Annotated in this window: 20 protein-coding genes and 1 pseudogene; 14 read left to right on the top strand and 7 right to left on the bottom strand. The window is 59.5% G+C overall.

Going from position 1 to position 20,909, the window contains the following annotated elements:
• Nucleotides 1-37: 37 nt before the first annotated feature.
• Nucleotides 38-502 (bottom strand): cyanase, encoded by a 465-nt coding sequence (gene cynS, locus PMI24_RS00895; protein ID WP_007950571.1) that lies wholly within the window; start codon nucleotides 500-502, stop codon nucleotides 38-40.
• Nucleotides 503-622: 120 nt separating this feature from the next.
• On the opposite strand from cynS, the gene cynR reads away from it, so the two are divergent.
• A complete protein-coding gene (gene cynR, locus PMI24_RS00890) occupies nucleotides 623-1,501 on the top strand; it encodes a transcriptional regulator CynR (RefSeq protein WP_007950570.1) in 879 nt (292 codons plus the stop codon).
• 72 nt (nucleotides 1,502-1,573) lie between these two features.
• On the opposite strand, the gene PMI24_RS00885 is transcribed toward cynR, so the two are convergent.
• The gene (locus PMI24_RS00885) at nucleotides 1,574-1,903 is read right to left on the bottom strand and encodes a hypothetical protein (RefSeq protein WP_007950569.1); all 330 of its coding nucleotides are present in this window, start codon (nucleotides 1,901-1,903) and stop codon (nucleotides 1,574-1,576) included.
• Nucleotides 1,904-2,030: 127 nt separating this feature from the next.
• On the opposite strand from PMI24_RS00885, the gene PMI24_RS00880 reads away from it, so the two are divergent.
• Entirely contained in the window at nucleotides 2,031-2,402 is a 372-nt protein-coding gene (locus tag PMI24_RS00880) for a hypothetical protein (RefSeq protein ID WP_052026217.1), read from the top strand.
• A 12-nt stretch (nucleotides 2,403-2,414) separates the two neighbouring features.
• On the opposite strand, the gene PMI24_RS00875 is transcribed toward PMI24_RS00880, so the two are convergent.
• Together PMI24_RS00875 and PMI24_RS00870 are read right to left on the bottom strand one after the other, a co-directional pair.
• Nucleotides 2,415-2,918, bottom strand: a complete 504-nt coding sequence (locus PMI24_RS00875) for a GNAT family N-acetyltransferase (protein WP_007950568.1) — start codon at nucleotides 2,916-2,918, stop codon at nucleotides 2,415-2,417.
• A 47-nt stretch (nucleotides 2,919-2,965) separates the two neighbouring features.
• On the bottom strand, nucleotides 2,966-4,909 hold the full coding sequence (locus PMI24_RS00870) for a DNA topoisomerase III (RefSeq protein WP_007950567.1): 1,944 nt from the start codon (nucleotides 4,907-4,909) through the stop codon (nucleotides 2,966-2,968).
• Nucleotides 4,910-5,188: 279 nt separating this feature from the next.
• Here PMI24_RS00870 and PMI24_RS00865 point away from each other — a divergent pair, with 279 nt between their 5' ends.
• A complete protein-coding gene (locus tag PMI24_RS00865; protein ID WP_007950565.1) occupies nucleotides 5,189-6,595 on the top strand; it encodes a serralysin family metalloprotease in 1,407 nt (468 codons plus the stop codon).
• Between the two features lie 154 nt (nucleotides 6,596-6,749).
• Complete coding sequence (locus PMI24_RS00860; protein WP_007950564.1) at nucleotides 6,750-7,118, top strand: DUF427 domain-containing protein; 369 nt, start codon at nucleotides 6,750-6,752, stop codon at nucleotides 7,116-7,118.
• Between the two features lie 48 nt (nucleotides 7,119-7,166).
• Here the strand turns inward: PMI24_RS00860 and PMI24_RS00855 are convergent, their stop codons facing one another.
• Complete coding sequence (locus PMI24_RS00855) at nucleotides 7,167-8,789, bottom strand: MFS transporter (RefSeq protein ID WP_007950562.1); 1,623 nt, start codon at nucleotides 8,787-8,789, stop codon at nucleotides 7,167-7,169.
• Between the two features lie 80 nt (nucleotides 8,790-8,869).
• Nucleotides 8,870-10,519 carry a GMC family oxidoreductase gene (locus tag PMI24_RS00850; protein WP_007950561.1) on the bottom strand — a complete coding sequence of 550 codons (1,650 nt, stop codon included), beginning with the start codon at nucleotides 10,517-10,519 and terminating at the stop codon, nucleotides 8,870-8,872.
• 169 nt (nucleotides 10,520-10,688) lie between these two features.
• On the opposite strand from PMI24_RS00850, the pseudogene PMI24_RS00845 reads away from it, so the two are divergent.
• The 8 genes and pseudogenes from PMI24_RS00845 to PMI24_RS00810 all read left to right on the top strand — a co-directional run bounded on the left by PMI24_RS00845 (nucleotide 10,689) and on the right by PMI24_RS00810 (nucleotide 18,121).
• Nucleotides 10,689-11,541 (top strand): annotated as a pseudogene (locus tag PMI24_RS00845) (LysR family transcriptional regulator).
• Nucleotides 11,542-11,640: 99 nt separating this feature from the next.
• On the top strand, nucleotides 11,641-12,903 hold the full coding sequence (locus tag PMI24_RS00840) for an MFS transporter (protein ID WP_007950559.1): 1,263 nt from the start codon (nucleotides 11,641-11,643) through the stop codon (nucleotides 12,901-12,903).
• Between the two features lie 91 nt (nucleotides 12,904-12,994).
• Nucleotides 12,995-13,210: a DUF4287 domain-containing protein gene (locus PMI24_RS00835; protein ID WP_007950558.1), complete on the top strand. Its 216-nt coding sequence runs from the start codon at nucleotides 12,995-12,997 to the stop codon at nucleotides 13,208-13,210.
• Nucleotides 13,211-13,313: 103 nt separating this feature from the next.
• Complete coding sequence (locus PMI24_RS00830; protein WP_007950557.1) at nucleotides 13,314-15,005, top strand: DUF2599 domain-containing protein; 1,692 nt, start codon at nucleotides 13,314-13,316, stop codon at nucleotides 15,003-15,005.
• Nucleotides 15,006-15,080: 75 nt separating this feature from the next.
• Complete coding sequence (locus PMI24_RS00825) at nucleotides 15,081-16,319, top strand: DUF2599 domain-containing protein (RefSeq protein WP_007950556.1); 1,239 nt, start codon at nucleotides 15,081-15,083, stop codon at nucleotides 16,317-16,319.
• A 114-nt stretch (nucleotides 16,320-16,433) separates the two neighbouring features.
• Nucleotides 16,434-16,736 carry an ArsR/SmtB family transcription factor gene (locus PMI24_RS00820; RefSeq protein WP_007950555.1) on the top strand — a complete coding sequence of 101 codons (303 nt, stop codon included), beginning with the start codon at nucleotides 16,434-16,436 and terminating at the stop codon, nucleotides 16,734-16,736.
• A 63-nt stretch (nucleotides 16,737-16,799) separates the two neighbouring features.
• Nucleotides 16,800-17,795, top strand: a complete 996-nt coding sequence (locus tag PMI24_RS00815) for a zinc-dependent alcohol dehydrogenase family protein (protein ID WP_007950554.1) — start codon at nucleotides 16,800-16,802, stop codon at nucleotides 17,793-17,795.
• Nucleotides 17,792-18,121 carry an antibiotic biosynthesis monooxygenase family protein gene (locus PMI24_RS00810; protein WP_007950553.1) on the top strand — a complete coding sequence of 110 codons (330 nt, stop codon included), beginning with the start codon at nucleotides 17,792-17,794 and terminating at the stop codon, nucleotides 18,119-18,121. Before PMI24_RS00815 ends, PMI24_RS00810 begins: the two co-directional genes overlap by 4 nt.
• Nucleotides 18,122-18,190: 69 nt before the next feature.
• Here the strand turns inward: PMI24_RS00810 and PMI24_RS00805 are convergent, their stop codons facing one another.
• Entirely contained in the window at nucleotides 18,191-18,547 is a 357-nt protein-coding gene (locus PMI24_RS00805) for a hypothetical protein (RefSeq protein ID WP_007950552.1), read from the bottom strand.
• 172 nt (nucleotides 18,548-18,719) lie between these two features.
• Between PMI24_RS00805 and PMI24_RS00800 the strand changes: the two genes are divergently transcribed.
• Nucleotides 18,720-20,249, top strand: a complete 1,530-nt coding sequence (locus PMI24_RS00800) for a phospholipase effector Tle1 domain-containing protein (RefSeq protein WP_007950551.1) — start codon at nucleotides 18,720-18,722, stop codon at nucleotides 20,247-20,249.
• A complete protein-coding gene (locus PMI24_RS00795) occupies nucleotides 20,249-20,905 on the top strand; it encodes a DUF2931 family protein (RefSeq protein WP_007950550.1) in 657 nt (218 codons plus the stop codon). The genes PMI24_RS00800 and PMI24_RS00795 overlap by 1 nt, the downstream gene beginning before the upstream one ends.
• The last annotated feature ends 4 nt before the right edge of the window (nucleotides 20,906-20,909 follow it).

The raw sequence follows: 20,909 nt of genomic DNA, 5'->3' as shown, positions 1-20,909 counted from the left end.
GGAGGGGCTCGCACGCGGGGTGCGGGCCCGGGATGGATCAGAACGGACGCAGCGGAAGGAACTTGCCGTCGAGGGTGACCACGGCGCGGGAACCGCCTTCAGGGTCTTCGACTTTCTTGATGTCGAGCTTGAAGTTGATCGCGCTGATGATGCCGTCGCCGAACTGTTCGTGAACCAGTGCTTTCAGGGTGGTGCCGTAGATCTGGATCATCTCGTGGAAGCGGTAGATGGTCGGGTCGGTCGGCACACCGTCGAGGCTGCCGCGCAGCGGAATGATCTGCAGGGCGGCGACGTCTTCGGCACTCAGCTCAAGCTTGTCGCCGACCACTTCGGCCGCGGCTTTCGGCAGTGGATGCTGGCCGAGGAGGGCAGCGGTGACGTAAGCCAGGCTCAGGCCGGTGCCGTCGGCCAGATCCTGCCACGACAGGTTTTTCTGTGCCTTGGCATCCAGGGCGCGAGTGGTCAGGACGATGCGGCTGTCGTTGTAGGCTTGGGATTGCATGGTGCTTCTCCTTTCGGGGTTGGCTTGCTGTGTGGGATTCATCTTCTGCCGATTGATCCATAGCGTCCAAGACCGATATACAATGCAAAGCATAAGCACTGCCTATAGATGGAGCGTCCCATGCTGCTGCGACATTTGCGATACCTGCTGGCCGTGGCCGATCACGGCGGCTTCACCCGGGCGGCCGAGGCGCTGCACGTTTCGCAGCCGACCCTGTCGCAACAGATCCGCCAACTGGAAGAAAGCCTCGGGGTGGATCTGTTCGACCGCACCTCGCGCTCGGTGAAACCGACTGATGCCGGTCAGGCCTATATCGAATGCGCGCGACGGGTGCTGGTGGAACTGGAGGCGGGCAAGCGCGCGTTACATGACGTGAAGGATCTTTCTCGAGGCTCGCTGCGGCTGGCCATGACGCCGACATTCATGGCGTATCTGGTCGGGCCGTTGGTGCGTGATTACGTGGCGCGGTATCCGGGGATTCACTTGGAGATTTTCGAGTTGTCGATGGATGACATCGAGGCCGGGTTGGTAGATGACTCGCTGGATATTGCGATTGCCTTCACACCGGTGCGCAATCCGGACATTGAGTGCATTCCGGCGTTTGTCGAGACGTTGGGGGTGATGGTCGGGCGTGAACATCCGTTGTATGACAGCGCTTCTGTGCTGACGCCGGGTGACATTGCGCAACTGGATTTCGCCTTGCTGGCACCTGACTTCTTCACGCGCTTGTCGATCGATGAGTACTTCCGCCAGCACGGCATCACGCCCAAGGTGCAGATCGAGGTGAATTCGGTGAGTACGTTGCTGGAAGTGATCCGGCATGCGCCGATTGCGACGATGCTGCCGGAGGCGATCGCGACCGAGGACCGGGCGTTGCGCCGGTTGCGTGTCGAGAGCGAGGCGCCGCAGCGGGGAGCGGCGTTGTTGCGGCGCCAGAACAACTATCACAGTGCGGCGGCGGTGGCGTTCATGGATATGGTGCTGGAAACCCGCTCATGAGCATTGTTTGCAAGCAATAAAAAGGGCCTGCTTCGTTTCCGAAGCAGGCCCTTTGTCTATTGAAGTTTTAACTTAGTAGAACCGATCAATCACCCGAACTTCGTTGTTGTTCTGCATCGAGTCCCACGCCTGTTTCAGCGTTTGCAGAACATTACCGATGAAGTCCTTGTCGGCCGCGGCTTTCTTGCCGACATAGCCGTGGCCGCGGCGGTACATCTTCAGGCGGGCCAGCAGGTTCTGGTTGTTCCGGTCGAACTCTTCTTCACCAGCATGGGGCGACAGGCAGTCGATATGGACCTGACCCGACTTGCTGATCCACAGAATATGGCTGTCGTGGCTGTCTTTTTGCGCAGCGAACATACGAGCCAGTTCTTCGATAGTAGGTTGATTGTTCAGATTCATGATATTGCCCCTTGACCAGTCTGGTGATCTTTCAAAGTTGATTCGCTAATACAGGTAGCCCATCGGTTAGTTGATCCCTGGCACCGAAACCAGGACGTCAGCGGTCGCCCGTGTGAAGTACGGGGTCATGCGTCTGTTGCATGTAGTCGTGTTGAATAACTGCTACGCAATAGCGTCACAACGAGGAGAAGCAGCGAAAACCGGGAGGCTCCTTGACGACGTTTTCAGGGTCGACCACAAGCGTCTTGAGAATTTTCGCCAGCGCTTCTCGTCCTTGTACTGGACGTTCAGGCCAGGTCAGCTTCTTCAATCTGCCTTGTGGGCAGCGTGTATCCGGAAAAAACAGCTCGGCGGTCAGACGAGCTTGCTCAAGCGTGTTGCCAGTGCTCCCGATCGGGGAGACGTCTGCATCATGCAAAAGCAAAACGACGCCGTCAACGGTTTTGTAGTGATTATTTTTGGTCACTACATATTGTCGGACAAAGTCATTCTGGAATGAAAAAAACGCTGTTCAGGCAGCGGGAGAAGGGCTGCGCAGGCAGTAAAACGTGCAGGGATAGCCGTCCACTGTTTTGGTCTGACGGGTAAAGTCGCCGCCGCTCAGCTCGGGGATGAGCCGGGCCCAGAACCGCTGTGCAGGCAGGTTGGCGTCGACATGGAAAATCTGCCATCGACCGGGCAGGTGGCTCAAGAGGGCAGAGGCGACAAACTGCGCGACGCCTTGGCCACGCCAGCGTCGGCTGACGAAGAAGTAGCCGATGTTGTAGTCGGCGCCTTCGATGAGGAGGTGGTCATCGACGGTCACGAATCCCGCCAGTTCGCCGTCGACGTGGATCAGGAATGGCCGGGTCGCCGGCTGGCGCCAGTAATCGTCTTTCAACTGGATCGGGAAGAACCCATGCCCGCCGAGCTTCAGCGGGAGCCACTCGCTGAAGTCATAGGTGTAGAACTGCATCAGGTTTTCGAGGGTTTCCAGTTCGTCGCGCCGGGCGACGCGCAGTTCGATGACAGACATGCCGCTGACTCCTGACCATCACTGCAGAAACAGTAGCGTGCGGCGGGCTATTTGGCTGCCGGTTTCGCCGAGCGTTTGCTGGTTCCGGTGGTTTTACGCCGGGTGGTCTTGCGTTTGTTCTTCCACGGCGCAGCGGCCTTGCCGGCGGGCGGCGGGCCGCTGATGGTCAGACTCAGCCCGGCGCAGCGTGTAACTTGCTTGCTCATCCACGCGGCCTGTTTGGTGACGAACTCTTCAAGACTCATCTCGCCACTCTGCACCATGTCCAGCGCCTGCTCCCAGATCGCTGTGGTGCCAGGGTCGGCAATCGCTCGCGGCACGGCGTCGATCAGGCTGAACGCGGCGGGTGTGGCGGACAGCGCCTTGCCGTTCTTCACCAGATAACCGCGATCCAGCAACCCTTGAATGATCGAGGCGCGGGTGGCTTCGGTGCCGATGCCGGTGGTGTCCTTGAGTTTCTGCTTGAGCAGCGGATCTTCCACCAGTTTGGCGACGTTCTTCATCGCCTTGATCAGATCGCCTTCGGTGTAGGGCTTGGGCGGTTGCGTCCACAGGTCCTTGAGTTTCACGTCCGCGATGGCGCACTCGGCGCCTTGGGTCAGCGTGGGCAATGTCTGTGGCGCGGGGGCTTCACGGCCCTTGGCCGGGGCCAGCGCTTCGGGCAACGCGCGTTTCCAGCCCGGCTCGATGATCTGCTTGCCGACCGCGCGCAAGGGTTCGCCGGCGCAATCGAAATCGGCCTGGGTGCGGTCGTATTCGTGATTGGGCAGGAACTGCGCCAGATACCGCGCGCGAATCAGCGTGTAGACCGCGCGGTGCTTGCCGGTCAGGCGTTCGAGATTTTTCGCGGCAGCGGTCGGGATGATGCCGTGGTGAGCGCTGACCTTGGCGTCGTTCCAGGCGCGGGAGCGGCGTTGCGGCTCCAGATGCTCGCGTAGCGCTTCGAGGCTCGGGTCGGCCTGACGCAGCGCTGCAAGAATCCCCGGTGCCTCGCTGTGCTGGCTCAGGGGCAGGTAACCGCAATCGCTGCGCGGGTAGGTGATGACTTTGTAGGTTTCGTAGAGGGCCTGGGCGATGTCGAGGGTTTCCTGTGCACCGAGGCCGAGTTTCTTCGAGCAGACTTCCTGCAAGGTGCCCAGATCGAAGGGCAGGGGCGCCACTTCGCGCATGCGTTCGGTGCGCAGCTTGATCACCCGGGCGCTGGCAGCGCTGCTGATTGCAGCGGCTGCCTGCTGAGCGAGGGCTTGATTGAGGCAGCGATCCTGATCGTCACAGGCATCGTTCGGCGCACGCCATTGCGCCGTGAACGGCGTGCCGTTGTGCAGTAGTTGCACGTCGATGGCCCAGTACGCGACCGGCACGAAATCGACGATGCTGCGGTCGCGATCCACCACCAGCCGCAACGTCGGCGTCTGCACGCGGCCCACCGGCAGCACGCCTTGATAGCCGGATTGCCGGCCAAGCAGGGTGAACAGTCGACTCATGTTCATCCCGATCAGCCAGTCCGCCCGCGAGCGCCCCAGTGCCGAGTGATACAGGCTGAAGGTTTCAGCGCCCGGTTTCAGCGCCGCCAACGCCTTGCGAATCGAGGCTTCGTCCAGTGCCGACAGCCACAAGCGGCGGATCGGCCCGCGATAGCGGCAATGCTCGACCAGCTCCCGGGCGATCATCTCGCCCTCGCGGTCGGCGTCGGTGGCGATGATCAGTTCGCTGGCCTCGCCGAGCAGGCGCTTGACCGCTTTGTACTGGCTGGCAGTACGCGGCTTGACGGTCATTTTCCATTTGTCCGGGATGATCGGCAGGTCCGCCAGCACCCAGCGCTTGTATTTGGCGTCGTAGGCGTCCGGCGGGGCGGTTTCCAGCAAGTGGCCGATGCACCAGGTCACCGTGACATCCGTTCCCAGCCAGCAGCCGTCGCCCCGACGCTTTGCGCCGAGCACGGCCGCAATGTCCTTGGCCTGGGAAGGTTTTTCACAGAGGTACAGCCGCATAACCACCGTCGTCGATCATTGCCCGAAGAGGCGCACAGAATGGCCTGAGTCGGGCGTTCGGGCAACTTTTATCTGTATGGATATACAGATAAAAGGATTGCCGGTCATGACAGCCCGCGTCGTGGCAATCCGGGACGCTATCGAGAAATTGATTAGCGCCCCCGTCGGCGGCTGTGGCAGGTTCAATCTGCCTAATCAGGGCGAGTGACAGGACGATCTCGCCAGAAGATCGCCGCTTTTCTGTCTGACACTGACTCTTCAGAAACAAGGACGTACACCATGTCTCAACCTTCCTCCCAGGCCAGCAGCGCCTTCACCGCCGTCGACACCTTCAGCCACCTGTACGATCGCGGCACCGGGACCGTCAACGGCAAACCGTCGTTCACCGCCGACCAGGCCGCCGACGAAATCCTGCGCAAGGGCATGTCGTGGCAGGATAAGAATGCCGACGGCAAGATTGATCTGACCTACACGTTCCTGACCGACAAACCGTCGAACTACAACCCGAAACTCGGCAACTTCAGCGAGTTCAGCGCCCAGCAAAAGGCCCAGGCCGTGCTGGCGATGCAATCTTGGTCGGACGTGGCCAACGTAATCTTCACCGAAGGCAAGGGCGGCGACGGTCACATGACCTTCGGCAACTACGACGTCAGCACCGGCGGCGCGGCGTTCGCCTACCTGCCGCAGGGCAGCAGCTACGACGGTCAATCGTGGTATTTGATCAACGATCAGTACCAGGTCAACAAGACCCCGGACACCAACAACTACGGGCGTCAGACCCTGACCCACGAAATCGGCCACACCCTCGGCCTGTCGCACCCGGGCGCCTACAACGCCGGCAACGGCAACCCGACCTACGGTGACGCCAAATACGCCGAAGACACCCGTGGCTACAGCCTGATGAGCTACTGGAGCGAAGCCAACACCGACCAGAACTTCAGCAAGGACGGCAGCGGCGCCTACGCCTCGGCACCGTTGATGGACGACATCGTCGCCGTGCAGAAACTCTACGGCGCCAACTTCGAAACCCGTGCCGACAACACCGTGTACGGCTTCAACTCAAACGCCGATCGCGACTTCTACAGCGCCACCTCGAACACCTCCAAAGTGGTGTTCTCGGTGTGGGACGGCGGCGGCAACGACACGCTGGATTTCTCCGGCTTCAACCAGAACCAGAAGATCAACCTCAACGAAGGCTCGTTCTCCGATGTTGGCGGTCTGGTGGGCAACGTGTCCATCGCTCACGGCGTGACGGTGGAAAACGCCATTGGCGGTTCGGGCAATGACCTGCTGATCGGCAACGCAGCGGCCAACGACCTGATCGGCGGTGCCGGCAACGACATCATTTACGGCGGTGGCGGCGGTGATTCGCTGTGGGGTGGTGAAGGCGCAGACACCTTCGTGTTCGGCGCGGCCAGCGACTCGACCATGACCGCGCCGGACTGGATCATGGATTTCACCAGCGGCCTGGACAAGATCGACCTGTCGGGCATCGCCGGGTTCGCCACCGGCGCAGCCACGCTGAACTTCGTCAGCGGCTTCACCGGGCACGCGGGCGATGCGATCCTCACTTACTTCGAACAGACCAACCAGACCAGCCTGATGATCGACCTGACAGGCCAGGGTTCGGTGGACTTCGCCGTGGGTGTGGTGGGGCAGGCTGTGGCGACCGATATCGTCGCCTGATCTGAAAACGGAAAATCTGAAACAAAAAAACCGCAGTCCTTCGCAGGCTGCGGTTTTTTTGTGAACGGAAAAGCCGTTCGGCTGCGAACCCGACGAGATTCCCCCGCATGGGTTATACCTGAACCGGTGCCTTCGCCGCAGTCAGGAGAAACCGATGAAAACCTCCGGTCCCAGTCCCGTCATCACCATCGCCGAGCAGCCAGGCTGCCTCCTTGTGAAATTCCACGGCATACAAGTCGCCGCCTCGGCCCGAGCACTGGTGCTGCTCGAAGCCAATTACCCGCCGGTCTACTACATCCCGCGCGAAGACATCGACGAAAAATACTTCGCCCGCACCGACCACACCACCTACTGCCCGTACAAGGGCGACGCCAACTATTTCAGTCTGCAAGTGCCGGGACATGAAGGGGCGAATGCGGTGTGGACGTACGAACATCCGAAGATTTCAGTCAGCCAGATCAAGGACTACGTGGCGTTTTATCCCGATCAGGTGAAGTTTGAATTGCTGGATTCGGAGGTTTGACAGACAGGTTGTGGCGAGGGAGTGAAACCCCCGCCACATGCTTCAGGATCAGTTCTTGTCCAGATCGATATTCTTCGTCTCACGCAGACAGATCATTCCCACCACCAGGCTCACCCCGGTAATCAGCACCGGGTACCACAGCCCGTAGAAAATATCCCCGGTGTACACCACCAGCGCGAACGACACGGTTGGCAGGAATCCGCCGAACCAGCCGTTGCCGATGTGATACGGCAGGGACATCGAGGTGTAGCGGATGCGGGTCGGGAACAGTTCGACCATCAGCGCCGCGAGCGGGCCGTAGCACATGGCGGAGATGATGATCAGGGCGACGATCAGGGCAACGATCATCGGTTTGTTGATCTGCTGCAGGTCAGCCTGTTGCGGGTAGCCGGCAAGGGTGATGGCGCCGCGCAGTGCCGCCTCGTCGAAGCCGTCGAGTTTTACATCGCCGACGCTCACTTGCACCGCGCTGCCCGCCGGGGCGGCGACGCTGGAGTAGGGCAGGCCTTGTTTGACCAGGAAGGTCTTGACCTTGTCGCACGGGCTGTCGAATTTGGCCTTGCCTACCGGATCGAACTGGAAGGTGCAGGTCGCCGGGTCTGCCACCACGGTGATCGGTGCCTGCTGGCTGGCGTGGTCGATGGCCGGGTTGGCGTAGTGGGCCAGGGATTTGAAGATCGGGAAGTACAGCGCCGTGGCCAGCAACAGGCCGAGCATCAGCACCGGTTTGCGTCCGACCTTGTCCGACAGCCAGCCGAAAATGATGAAGAACGGTGCACCGATCACCACGCTGATGATCAGCAGACTGTTGGCCACCGCCGGGTCCATTTTCAGGAACTGGGTGAGGAAGAACAGCACGTAGAACTGCGCGGCGTAGAAGGTCACCGCTTGCCCGGCGTTGATGCTGAACAGGGCGATCAGCACGACTTTGAGGTTTTCCCATTTACCGAAAGATTCGCGGATCGGCGCCTTGCTGGTCTTGCCTTCCTCTTTCATTTTCAGATAGGCCGGCGACTCGTGCAGGCTCAGGCGAATCCAGGTGGAAATCCCCAGCAGCACGATCGACAGCAGGAACGGAATGCGCCAGCCCCAGACTTCGAACTGATCGCCGGTGAAGTAGCGGCAACCGAGCACCACCAGCAGCGACAGCAGCAGACCGAGGGTCGCGGTGGATTGAATCCAGCTGGTGTGGAAGCCGCGCTTGCCGATCGGCGCGTGTTCCGCCACGTAAGTCGCGGCGCCGCCGTATTCGCCGCCGAGGGCCAGACCCTGAAGCATGCGCAGTATCACCAGAATGATCGGTGCCGCGATGCCGATGCTGGCGTAGGTCGGCAGCAGGCCCACGGCGAACGTCGCCACACCCATCAGGATGATGGTCGCGAGGAAGGTGTATTTGCGCCCGATCATGTCCCCCAACCGACCGAACACCAGCGCCCCGAACGGCCGCACGATGAAGCCTGCAGCAAACGCCATCAGCGCGAAGATGAACGCCGTGGTGTCGTTGACCCCGGCGAAAAACTGCTTGCTGATGACCGCCGCCAGGGCGCCGTAGAGAAAGAAGTCATACCACTCGAACACCGTCCCCAGGGACGAGGCGAAGATGACCTTTCGGGTATCGGGGCTGGCGTCCGTGCTGCGCACGGCGTCCAGAGGCTGAACGTGTTCTGACATATCGGTATCCCTCACAGTGATTGTTTTTGTTGTTTCCACTGTCGGCGCGGCCTTGTAGGCGTGCGCCGCTGTTCCTTTGGTCAAGAGAGTGCGGTCAGTGCTTTTTCTTCGGCGGGAAAACTCCGGGCGGTTGGGTTGAGAATCAGCTGTGCCGCTTTTTCAGCAATCATCAGCGTAGGCGAACAGGTGTTGCCCGAGGTGATTCGCGGCATGATCGACGCATCGGCGATCCGCAGGCCGGGCACGCCGTGCACGCGCAATTGCGCATCGACCACCGCGTCCGCGTCGTTACCCATGCGACAAGTGCCGACCGGGTGGAAAATCGTCGTGCCGATCTTCGCCGCTGCTTCGTGCAGTTGTTCTTCGGTTTGCAGGCTGGCACCGGGCAGGTATTCCACCGGGTTGAAGGCTTGCAGGGCGGGGGCGCTGACGATTCGCCGGGTCAGGCGAATCGCGTCGGCGGCCACGCGAAGGTCTTCGGGATGGCTGAGGTAATTGGGCTGGATCAGCGGCGCGGTTTGTGGATCGGCGGAGCGGATCTCTATTCGGCCACGGCTCTGCGGCCGCAAATCACACACCGAAGCGGTGAACGCGGGGAAGCTGTGCAACGGCTCACCAAAACGTTCCAGCGACAGCGGCTGCACGTGGTATTCGAGGTTGGCCGAGGCCTGTTCCGGCCCGGATCGGGCAAACGCGCCCAGTTGACTCGGCGCCATCGACAACGGCCCGCTGCGGTCATAAAGATAACGCAGGCCCATGCCCATCTTGCCCCACACGCTGCCTGCGATCTGGTTGAGGGTGCGGGCGTTTTCCAGTTTGTAGATCAGGCGCAGTTGCAGGTGATCCTGCAGGTTGCCGCCGACGCCCGGCAGTTCATGCACCACGCCGATGCCGAGCTTTTCCAGCAGCGGGCGCGGGCCGATTCCGGAGCGTTGCAGAATGCTCGGCGAACCCACGGAGCCGGCGCACAACACGATCTCCTTGCGCGCCTTGAAGCTCTTTTGTTGACCCTGCCAACGGGCGCTGACCTTCGAGGCGCGGCCGTCATCGAACAACACGCGATCCACCTCGACGTCGGTCAACACCGTCAGATTGGCCCGATCACGAATTGGCTTCAGAAACGCCTTCGCCGCGTTCCAGCGCACCCCGGCTTTCTGATTGACCTGGAAGTAGCCGCAACCTTCGTTGTCGCCCTGGTTGAAGTCATCGATGCTGGCGATGCCGCTCTGTTCGGCAGCGCTGCGGAACGCATCGAGAATCGGCCACGACAGACGCTGGCGTTCGACTCGCCACTCACCTTTGTCGCCATGAAAGTCCGCCGCGCTGGCGAAGTGGTTTTCGCTCTGTTTGAACAGCGGCAGCACGTCATTCCAGGCCCAGCCCGGATTGCCCTCGGCAGCCCAGCCGTCGTAGTCGGTGGCCTGGCCACGCATGTAGATCATGCCGTTGATCGACGAACAGCCGCCCAGCACCTTGCCGCGCGGATAACTCAGTGCGCGGCCATTCAGGCCCGGTTGTTCTTCAGTCTTGAAGCACCAGTCGGTGCGCGGGTTGCCGATGCAGAACAGGTAACCCACGGGGATGTGAATCCACGGATAGTTGTCGCGCCCGCCGGCCTCCAGCAACAGCACGCGCTGCTGCGGATCCGCTGACAGCCGATTGGCCAGCAAACACCCGGCCGGCCCGGCGCCGACCACGATGTAATCGAATTCATCGAGGGAAGTCTGCATTCCCTGACCTCGCTTATTGTTTTTGTTGTCAGTCATCCTAGTTGTTAGCTTTCGTCAAAAGAATGTTAGTTTTTGCGCAGCCGCTGTGCGTTTTCAAACAGCGCTTCCTGACGATAGCCGACAAGGACAAGCCATGTTCGACTGGAACGACCTGCGGTTCTTTCTCGAGTTGCAGCGCAGCGGCCGCTTGCTCACCGCCGCCCGCCGCCTGAACACCACGCACGCCACGGTCGCCCGGCATATCGAGGCCATCGAAAAAAGCCTCGGCACCGCGCTGTTCGTGCAGCACGCCCAAGGCTACGAGATGACCCCGGCGGGGGGAGGCGCTGCTCAAACATGCCGAAGCAATGGAAAACGTCGCGCTGTTGGCTCAGGAAGAAATCACCCAATCCACGGCACCGCTGGGCAAGATCCGCGTTGGTGTCACCGAAGGCCTGGGCATCATGTTTCTCGCCAGTCGCATGATCGGGTTGTTCGAGCGCTATCCGGGGCTGGAAGTGGAACTGGTGGCTGTGCCGCGTTTCGTCAGCATTCTCAACCGTGAGGCGGAAATCAGCATTCACCTGGAACGGCCGGCGGCGGACATGCTGGTCACCCGCAAACTGACTGATTACAAACTCGCCCTCTATGCGAGCCAGAGCTACCTGGACGGTGCGCCGCCGCTGCGCAGTCGCGAGGATCTCGGACGGCACGCGTGGATCGGCTATGTCGATGATCTGCTGTTCAGTCAGGAGCTGATGTTCCTCAACAGTTTCTGCCGCAATCCGCGCGTGGTGTTTCACAGCACCAGCGTGATTGCCCAGCAACAGGCGGCGCGCTCGGGGCTTGGGATTGCGGTGCTGCCGTGTTACATGGCCGCGTCGGATCCGGATCTGGTGGCGCTGCTTCCGGATGAGAGCATCGAGCGCAGTTACTGGATCAGTACGCGCCGCGAGTTGCACAAGTCAGTGCGGTTGCGGGTGGTTTGGGATTACGTCGTGGGTTTGTGTGAAGGCGAGCGCGAGTTGTTGATGGGGCAGTAACGGACGGCTGTTTCATGCAACTAAAACGCCCGGCAAAAGGTCATTCGATTTGCGGAGGTTGAGTCATCTCGCAGAACCTCGACAACGAAGACGTTACCCGTGGCCACTCATCTCGATCGCCGCAATGACCTGTCCCTCGACAGCCTGAATTTCTTCCTCGCCGATGTGCGTGACGGGCTCGGTCCTTATCTGGCGATTTACCTGCTGGCGGTTCACCACTGGGAGCCGGCGAGCATTGGTCTGGTCATGACGATTGCCGGGATCGCTGCGCTCATCACGCAGACCCCGGCAGGCGCGCTGGTCGACAGCACACGCTTCAAACGGGCGCTGATAGCGATTGCTGCGCTGGTGGTCACCGGAAGCTGTCTGCTGCTGCCGTTCGTGACGTCGTTCAGCCTGGTGGCGTTGACGCAAGCCATCAGCGCCGCTGCCGCTTCGATTTTCGCACCGGCCATTTGCGCGATCACCCTTGGCATTACCGGGCCTCGCGCCTTTACGCGAAGAACCGGGCGCAACGAAACCTTCAATCACGCCGGCAACGCCTGCGCTGCGTTGCTGGCCGGTTTGTCCGCTTACCTGTTCGGCCCGGTCGCGGTGTTTTATCTGATGGCAGTCATGGCGCTGGCCAGTGTAATTGCCGTCTCGTTCGTATCGGCCGACGCGATTGACCACGATCTCGCCCGAGGTCTGGAGCCCAGCGAAACGGGGCAGGGCAAGCAGCCTTCGGGCTTTTCCGTATTGCTCACCAACAGACCGCTACTCATGTTCGCGATTTGCTGCGCGCTGTTTCATCTGGCGAACGCGGCGATGTTGCCGCTGGTGAGTCAGAAACTGGCGCAGGCCAATCTGCAGATGGCCACGCCGCTCACGTCCGCCTGCATCGTCGCGGCGCAACTGGTGATGGTGCCGGTTGCGCTGCTGGTGGGGGCGAAGGCCGATCTGTGGGGACGCAAGCCGTTGCTGTTGGCGGGGTTCCTGATCCTGCCGTTGCGCGGTGTGTTGTATGTGCTGTCGAACGATCCGTGGTGGCTGGTTTCGGTGCAATTGCTCGATGGCATCGGCGCGGGGATTTTCGGCGCGCTGTTTCCGGTGGTGGTGAAAGACCTGACGCTGGGCACCGGGCATTTCAATGTCAGCCTGGGGGCGATTTCGACGGTGTTTGGTCTTGGGGCTGCGCTGAGCAACAGCCTGGCGGGGATTGTGGTTCAGGAGGCGGGATACAGCGCTGCGTTCTTGACCTTGGCGGGGGTAGCGATGGCGGCGCTGGTGCTGCTTTGGGTGGCGGTGCCGGAGACGGTGTCGCGCTCTGGTGTTGAATCAACCGGGTTGCAAAAAAGTGTGCCGCCGATGGTTGCGCCCTGACGTATCAGCCTGCTCGTACTGGACTGCATGGACGTCATGGCCTTCAATCTTTGGAGTCATGACATTCCATCGCAAACAGGGAGCTTGCAACATGAGCGAAGACGCAAAAGTAAAAGGCCCGGCATCCTACTTTCCTTCAATCGAAAAGAAGTACGGCCAACCCATCGACCACTGGCTGAATCTGCTCGCCAGCATCACCGACAAAAAGCACATGGAACTGGTCGCCTGGCTCAAGACCGAACACGGCATGGGCCATGGGCATGCGAACGCGCTGGTCGCTCACCATCTGGCAAGCGGCAAGAAGTGAGGACATGTTCACAACGATCCGGCGAGCGGTTTGACCGTATGGATTGAGCTAACTACGCTGCCTTTCATGGAAGTGTCATCTCGCACGACAAGGAGTGTCGGTTATGCGCGCAGTTGTTCGTTCGCCTTTTATTCTGGGCCTGTTCCTGCCTCTGGCATTCAGCGCCGTGGCGGCCCAGCCACCCCTCGATCCGCTGGAAACCCTGAGCCGCATCAACCGCAACTACAACACCCTCAAGGATGCCTGCCAGGAGCCCGACACCGGCGCCGCTCGCGGGCTCTATTACTGCAGCGGTGTGACGTTGCGCATGGTCAACGACGGGCCGTTCAACCCGTGGGACTACAGCCCTTACGCGATCAAGATCGGCGCGACCTCATACTCGTGGATCCGCAAGGATCTGAGCACCCGCATCCTCATTCATCCGGCCGGGTTCATCCTGCGCAATCCCACCGATGCAGCGGCGCTGCAACTGCCGGTCAAGGAGCAAGGCTTCACCTGCATCTACGCGTTCGATGGCGGCACCGGGCCCGAGCGCAAGTGGTATGGCTGCGGCTTTTTCGACAGTCGCGAACCGCCGCGCGCCGCTCAGGGAACGATGGACAACAAGAACGCCGCGCTGGCTTATGGCACCTGCGCGGAAGCCGGCGTGACCACCGCCGAGCAGTGGACCAATAAATACACCGGGTTGATGAAAGGGCCGATCCAGTACGGCCAGTGCTCCTGGAACGCAGAAAAACCCAGCGACTGGAATGCGATGATCCGCGTCCACGAATCGCGGGTGAACACCACCAACAAAGACCCCTTCGCCTTCAGTGCGCAGGTCAACGAATTCATGTTGAAGAACGCTTCGTCGACTAACGACGGCAGCGAGAACATGAAGTACATCGACGCCTTCATCTACAACGTCAACAGCACGCAGAACTTCGCCACCCGCGGCGATCAGGCGCCGCCGAAACCGGAAAACGGCTTGAACAGCGCGCGCAACTTCCAGAAGAAACTCCAGGCTCAGGGGTACAGCGTGCCGGTCCTGCGACTGGACTTCACCAAACCGCCGGAGCAGCGTTTCAGCTACGTCGCGGCGGATCAGGCGATTGATCTGACAGCCGCTGGCAACGGGCAAACCACGCCGGCTCCGGTGCCTCGCTACATCGCCTCGGCCAACTGGGTCGAACGCCACGACCCCGGCACCGGCAAGAATGAATGGACCCTGAATGTCACGCCCACAGCTCAGGGCAAGGCGATTCAGGCCAGCGATCAGGACGCGTTGTACAAGGAGTTGTTTGCGCTGCGTGGTGCCGACAGCCAGTGGCGCGACAACGAAAAATCCGCCGGCAGCATGCGTCAGCAATTGAGCTGCCTGGTGCAGAACTACCCCGGCAAGACCGAATGGAATCTGGAACCGTTCCGTCCCGTGGTCACCCCTCAGGAAGCGGCGAAGGCCGGTTGTAATCCGCTGCCGGTGAAGGCACCGCAATACATTGCATCTGCCGATTGGGTCAAACGCTACGACCCGGGCACCCGTCAGGATGAATGGACCTTGAGCGTCGTGCCGACCGCCGCCGGACGTGCCTTGCCCAACGATCAGATCGACGCCTTGTACCAGCAGTTGTTCGCCCTTCGGGGGGCCGATGGCAACTGGCGTGACAACGAAAAATCCGTCGGCAGCATGCGTCAGCAATTGAACTGCGTACTGGTGAATTACCGCGCCAAGACGCCATGGAATCTTGAGCCGTTCCGGCCTGCGCTCTCGGACAGCGAGACGCGCTCGGCAGGTTGCAACCCGGTTTCGCGTTAAGCCCGCCCGATGCAGCAGGACGTCGCATCGGGTTGAGCAGGGAAGGTCAGAAGCACCATCAGGGAGAAACACGTCATGAAAGAGCGCTGGAACAGGATCATCCCGTTACTCGCGGTTCCATTGTTTCTGCACGCGACCTCGGCCAGTGCCGAGTCCTGTGAAGAAACCCTCAAACGCGTTGAAAGCTTGTACAACAACACCACCGCCAGTTGCGGCAAAGACCCGGCTTCGGACTGTTCAGGATTGCTGATCCGCGGCACGCACCGGGCCGATCCGGCGAAAGGGCAGAAGTGGGACGTGTGGAACCCAAGCCCCAAAGCGGTCGAACTGGGCACGTTTGCCGCCTCCTACATGCGGGCTGATGGTATCAGCTACGAAGACCCCGGCATGAGCACCCAGAACGGGTACATCATCACCCCGGTCGATATGGTGCGCGATCCCGAAAATCCGGTGCATGTTTACTGCGCATTTCCCAACGATGCCTGGACCGACTTTCGCGATGATCGCGGCTGCGGCAACAACAAGAACACCAGCCCTACAGAAGCGGTCTGCCAGGCCATGGCGCCGCCGATCACCAACGTCAACGCGTGGGTCGCGCACTTCACCAAGTTCAACAACAACCGCCAGCAGGATCAGCTGCAATGCGGCTTCAACATGCGCAATCCGATGAGCAGCCAGGATCGGGTCAACGCGTTCCAGAACTTCATGGGCGCCCGGCGCGTCATCAACACCCGTGAGTTCCAGACCCAGACCGAACTGCGCCTGGGCAATCCGAAGACCGATGAATTGCCGATCCTGGCGTTTTTCTACAGCGACTCCCGGGGCTTGAACGACGCCCTGGCCAACCAGCGCGACTACAAAGCCAAGACCGGCAAGGACCGCAATATCGTCAAGATCGATTTCCCGAAAACCCCGACTGCCAAGGCCTCATTCTCGTGCATGCAGACGGCAGCGCCACCGGCGCAACAGTTCTGCGAGAAGTACATTGAGTCCAGCACCTGGGTTCAGCGTGACGACCCTAAACTCGGGCCGAAAACCTGGTCTCTGGAAGTCGTGCCGACCGCCTGCGGTCGCGCGATCAAGGACGACCAGACCGACCGCATGTTTGCCGAGCTGTACAACAAACACAAAAACGACGAGCAATGGCGCCAGTACAGCGTCAACGGCGGGTCATTGCGCCGGCAGCTGGTCTGTCATCTGGCAGCGACGTTTGATGGCAAGCCTGTGAGGAACAAGCCGGAGTGGAACCTTGAACCGGCGCGGCCGTATGTGGATCAGGCGACGGCGGTGGCGCAGCGGTGTAATCCGTACTGAGGTTTTTCGCGGTGAGATTCGGTCTGCCGATGCCGTGGGTGTCGGCAGATCGTTCTTTTTTCCGCTGGTCAATCAGCGTATTGACATATCGAATAATCTCGATATTCTCGCGGCATGGACCTGATCGAAGTATTCAAAGCACTCTCAAACCCGGTACGGCTTGAAATCCTGAAGGGCTTGAAAGACCCCGTAAAGAACTTCCCCCCGCAGGACGAGGGCGACGTTCACACGGTGGGCGTGTGTGTGAGCAGTATTCAAGAGGGCATCGGACTCTCGCAGTCAACGGTGTCCGGTTATCTTGCAACGCTGCAGCGTGTGGGCCTGGTTGAAGTCAGGCGCATCGGTCAGTGGACCTACTACAAGCGCAATGAAGCCAACATCAGCGCTTTGGCCGAGGTCATAGGGAAAGAGCTGTAAAAAAATTTACCGCATGATATCGAGATATCTCGATATCCCTTATTGTCGATACGAGGATTCACCATGAAAGCGATGCTGCTTGAGTCATTTGGCAACCCGGAATCGTTCACGCTCTGCGACGTGCCCAAACCCGTGCCGGAAGCGGGACAAGTGCTGGTCCGGGTACACGCCACCTCGATCAATCCACTGGATTATCAAGTCCGACGCGGCGACTATTCCGACCTGGTGCCACTGCCGGCCATCACCGGACATGACGTCTCCGGCGTAGTCGAAGCGGTCGGCCCGGGTGTCACGGCTTTCGCCCCCGGAGACGAAGTCTGGTACACGCCGCAAATCTTCGACGGTCCCGGCAGCTATGCCGAGTACCACGTGGCGTCCGCCAGCATCATCGGCAAAAAACCTTCATCGCTGAGCCATCTCGAAGCGGCCAGCCTGAGCCTGGTCGGCGGGACGGCGTGGGAAGCGCTGATCGTGCGGGCGGCGCTCAGAGTGGGGGAGAGCATTCTGATCCACGGCGGCGCGGGAGGCGTCGGACACGTCGCCATCCAGCTCGCCAAAGCGATGGGCGCCAAAGTGTTCACCACCGCGCGCGAAGCAAACGCCGAGTTCGTCCGCCGCATGGGCGCCGATGTGATCATCGACTATGAAAAGGAAGACTACGTCGAAGCCATCCTGCGGGAAACCAATGGCCTCGGAGTGGACGTGGTGTTCGATACCATCGGCGGCGACACCCTCTCGCGCAGTCCCGACGCCCTCGCACAACTTGGCCGCGTGGTCTCGATCGTCGACATCGCCCAGCCACAAAACCTAGTTCAGGCCTGGGGAAAGAACGCGAGCTATCACTTCGTGTTCACCCGCCAGAACCGCGGCAAGCTCGATGAATTGAGTGCCCTGGTGGAACGCGGTCAATTGCGGCCACATGTTGGTGCGGTGTATTCGCTAGCGGAGATTCCGCTTGCTCATGCTCGGCTGGAAAGTCCCAACAATGGTCTTCAAGGGAAAATTGCGATTGCTGTCGAGCCTGCACTTCGTTCGGGTGCTGTGGGGGATGCGTCATGATTTATGAGATCGCTTTGCTGCCCGTTTATAAAGAACGTGTTGATGAGTTCCGGCGTGCATTTGCCGAGGTGGCGCCTCTACTCCGCCGCGCGGATGGGTATGGTGGGCACATGCTTGCGCAAGGGATTGAAACGCCGGAGCGGTTCAATCTGATCGTGCGGTGGGAATCGCTTGAGGCTCATACGGATTTTGAGGCGGGGGAGGATCACAGGGTCTTTATGCTGAGGCTGGAGGGGTATTTTTCGGAGGAGCCGCAGGTTTATCACATTGAAGGGGCGGCTTTCACTGCGGGTGGAGATGATGGAGCTCTTTGGCCCGGAAACTGAAACAGGAGCCCTTCAGAAAAAGGGAGCAGATTCACTACCTGAATCTGCTCCCTTTTTTGTTCGTTAAGCTCAACCGTTGGCGTTTGCTCTCTTTTCCGCCGTCACGATGCAAGCCTTGTAGAAATTGGAATGGAAATCGCTGATCGCTTTCTGCTGCAAGCTCTCGCTTGAGTATTGAGGAATCTCGTACGCCTCGCGGATCAATGACTTGAACACTACACCCACATACTCGTTCTGCTTACCTGCCGCTTCGGCCAGTTCCAACACCGAAGCCATGGGCACGCCTTGCTGCCTGGTTTTCATGACCTGTTTGGCCGAGTTTTCTATTCGTTGGCACTCTTCGAGCTCTTCCTGCGGCACGGGAGAGGCAAGAGCGGAAAAACTGATGGCGAAGGTTACTGCTGCTGCCAGACATTGTTTGTGCACGAAGTGTCGTCCCTGGTTTTGAGGCTGAACCATATCATTCGTGGCTCGGCGCCACCATTGCAGACAGGGAGAAAGAGCGCCAAGTGCTGGCACGCGGCCACGCCTTGCGCCCCCCGATTTCCGCTGTCACCCTTCGGCCCGTTCTTCAAGGATCAGAAGAAGGAATCAAGGATTGAGTGGCTACATTCCCAACCCGCCAAAAAACTATCGCAACAAAGGAACCGACCCCGTCGATATTCATGCCCAGCGTTGGGCTGAATATGAGAAACACGGGAAAGAACCGGCATCGGCACGTGAAAAAATCGGCATAGCCCTGCGGATCGGAGTGTTCTTCGATGGGACGGGGAATAATGCCAATAACGCTGCGGCCGGGCTTTTGTGTGGTGCTCATCATCCGATTGCGGCTCAAGATATTGATGCGAGTTGCAAGCCGTATATGAGTGATCCGGATAGTAGTTATGGCAATGATGTCAGCAATATCAAAAAGCTGAGTGAGCTGTATGACGCGGTTCCTGTAGCGCAAGGGGGACGAGCCTCCCGCGTTGTCTACGTCGAGGGCATCGGCACGCGATCTGGCGAAAAAGACAGCACGCTCGGTGCTGGTACCGGGCGCGGAGAAACAGGTGTCGCAGGGCGAGTCGAGTCCGCGTTTCCCATGATCCAACAAGCGATCAATCGAGTCCTGGAAGATAACCCGGACAGTGAAATCACCTCGCTGACGTTCGATACGTTTGGTTTCAGTCGTGGCGCCGCAGCCGCACGGCATTTCGCCAACGAAATTGTTCGCACCAGTCGCGGCCCTCTTGGTCATGTACTGCGAAATCTACCGAGAGCATTCGGTCCCAGATTCAATGACCAGTATAAAAGCGACATCAATATGGGGTTTATCGGCTTATTCGATACAGTGCCCTCGATTGCTGGTTGGTCGAATTTGGGAAACATCAAAAGTCCAATTGCGACGGGTATCAAGCTTTACCTTGATCGTCGTTTTTTCAGTGATGTCGCTCAGTTGGTTGCTCGTGATGAATGCAGAGCCAATTTCGCACTCAGTCGCGTCAAACCTGATCATCTGGAAATTATTCTGCCCGGAGTGCATTCCGACATCGGCGGAGGGTATCTGGAGGAAGCGCAGGAGTGTGTTCTTGTTAGCCCAATGCAAACACTGATCGTGCCATTGAACACCGACGTCGTGACTACCTCGATCTACAGCGATGCGGTTAATGTTAGAAACCAGTGGTTATCCAAGGGATGGCCTGCAGACATGCTTGAGATTGTGGCTTCAGAAGCGCTTCTGGTGCCGAATAGTCCGCAAGATCGGCTGAGTCCAAGCGCTAAACGTGTTTACGCAGCTGTACAGCTCAAGCGTCCGGTGAGTGGCATGCTATCCAGGGTTTACCTGAGAGTGATGCATCATCTGGCAAAAGAGAAAGGCGCTCGATTCAACGATATTCCTGACACTCCGGATTTGACCGTCCCCGCAGAACTTCAGGCTTTGTGTGATCGGTTCGTTGCGGGTAACTACAGCACCACGCCTGAAGAGGAGCAGCTGCTGAAACTCAAGTACATTCATATGTCCGCAAACTGGAACCATCCACTCGGCCGAAGAGATGGCAGCGGACTAAATGCGGTATACATCAACGCCCCGACCGCCGATGCCATCCGCGTGCTACACCCACACGTACCTGATTGGACGCTTTGGTAATGAGAGTTTTTGTAACCCTGTTTTGTGCTTTGTTCATGACTGGCTGTCAGTCTGCGGACCCGCTGTCTGCCAAAAACGACCCTAAGTCCGAGTCGTGGGAGCTCGCATTTACTGAGCCTTACTACATGAAAGTGTGGGTGGAGGACAGTGCTGTCGAAGATATAAACGGCAAGCTGTTCAAGCGTACGGGAGGAGGTACGGCTGCAGGCGGGGAGCCTGAAGACGGTAAAGAATCTGCACGAGGCTGGCACGCATTGGGAGCTGCTGCAAAGCCAGTGATTGGTGCCGATCTCCCCAAACGCATTTACGTGCGTTGGCAATCGATTGTCGAACCTCAGACCTATAGTGTTTGGTTGGATGTGCCCGAAGAGGCCAGACAGTTAATGAGGGCGTCGGTCAATCAGCGTTGTTCGGAAACGCCGAAGGAGCAAGCGAGTTATTCCGCTTCTATCTACCTGGGGCTGGCTCCCGGTGGGGTTGTACAAGTCTGGGTCAGGGACTCGTGTCACCATCCGGTGAAAGTGGCGAAAGCCAAAGCAGAAATCGAACCGCTAGGTCCGAGTCAGGGTAAGAACCAAGGGCGTTACGCTTATCCGGTCAGTGAAAAGTCCAAGCGTTATATCGACCAATTCGGCATTCCATATGGCAGTTGGTAATTTT

This window comes from Pseudomonas sp. GM25 (assembly GCF_000282255.1).
GTDB lineage: Bacteria > Pseudomonadota > Gammaproteobacteria > Pseudomonadales > Pseudomonadaceae > Aquipseudomonas > Aquipseudomonas aphyarum.
The sequence above is the reverse complement of the archived record's forward strand: the minus strand, read 5'-3'. Positions and strand labels throughout refer to the sequence as shown.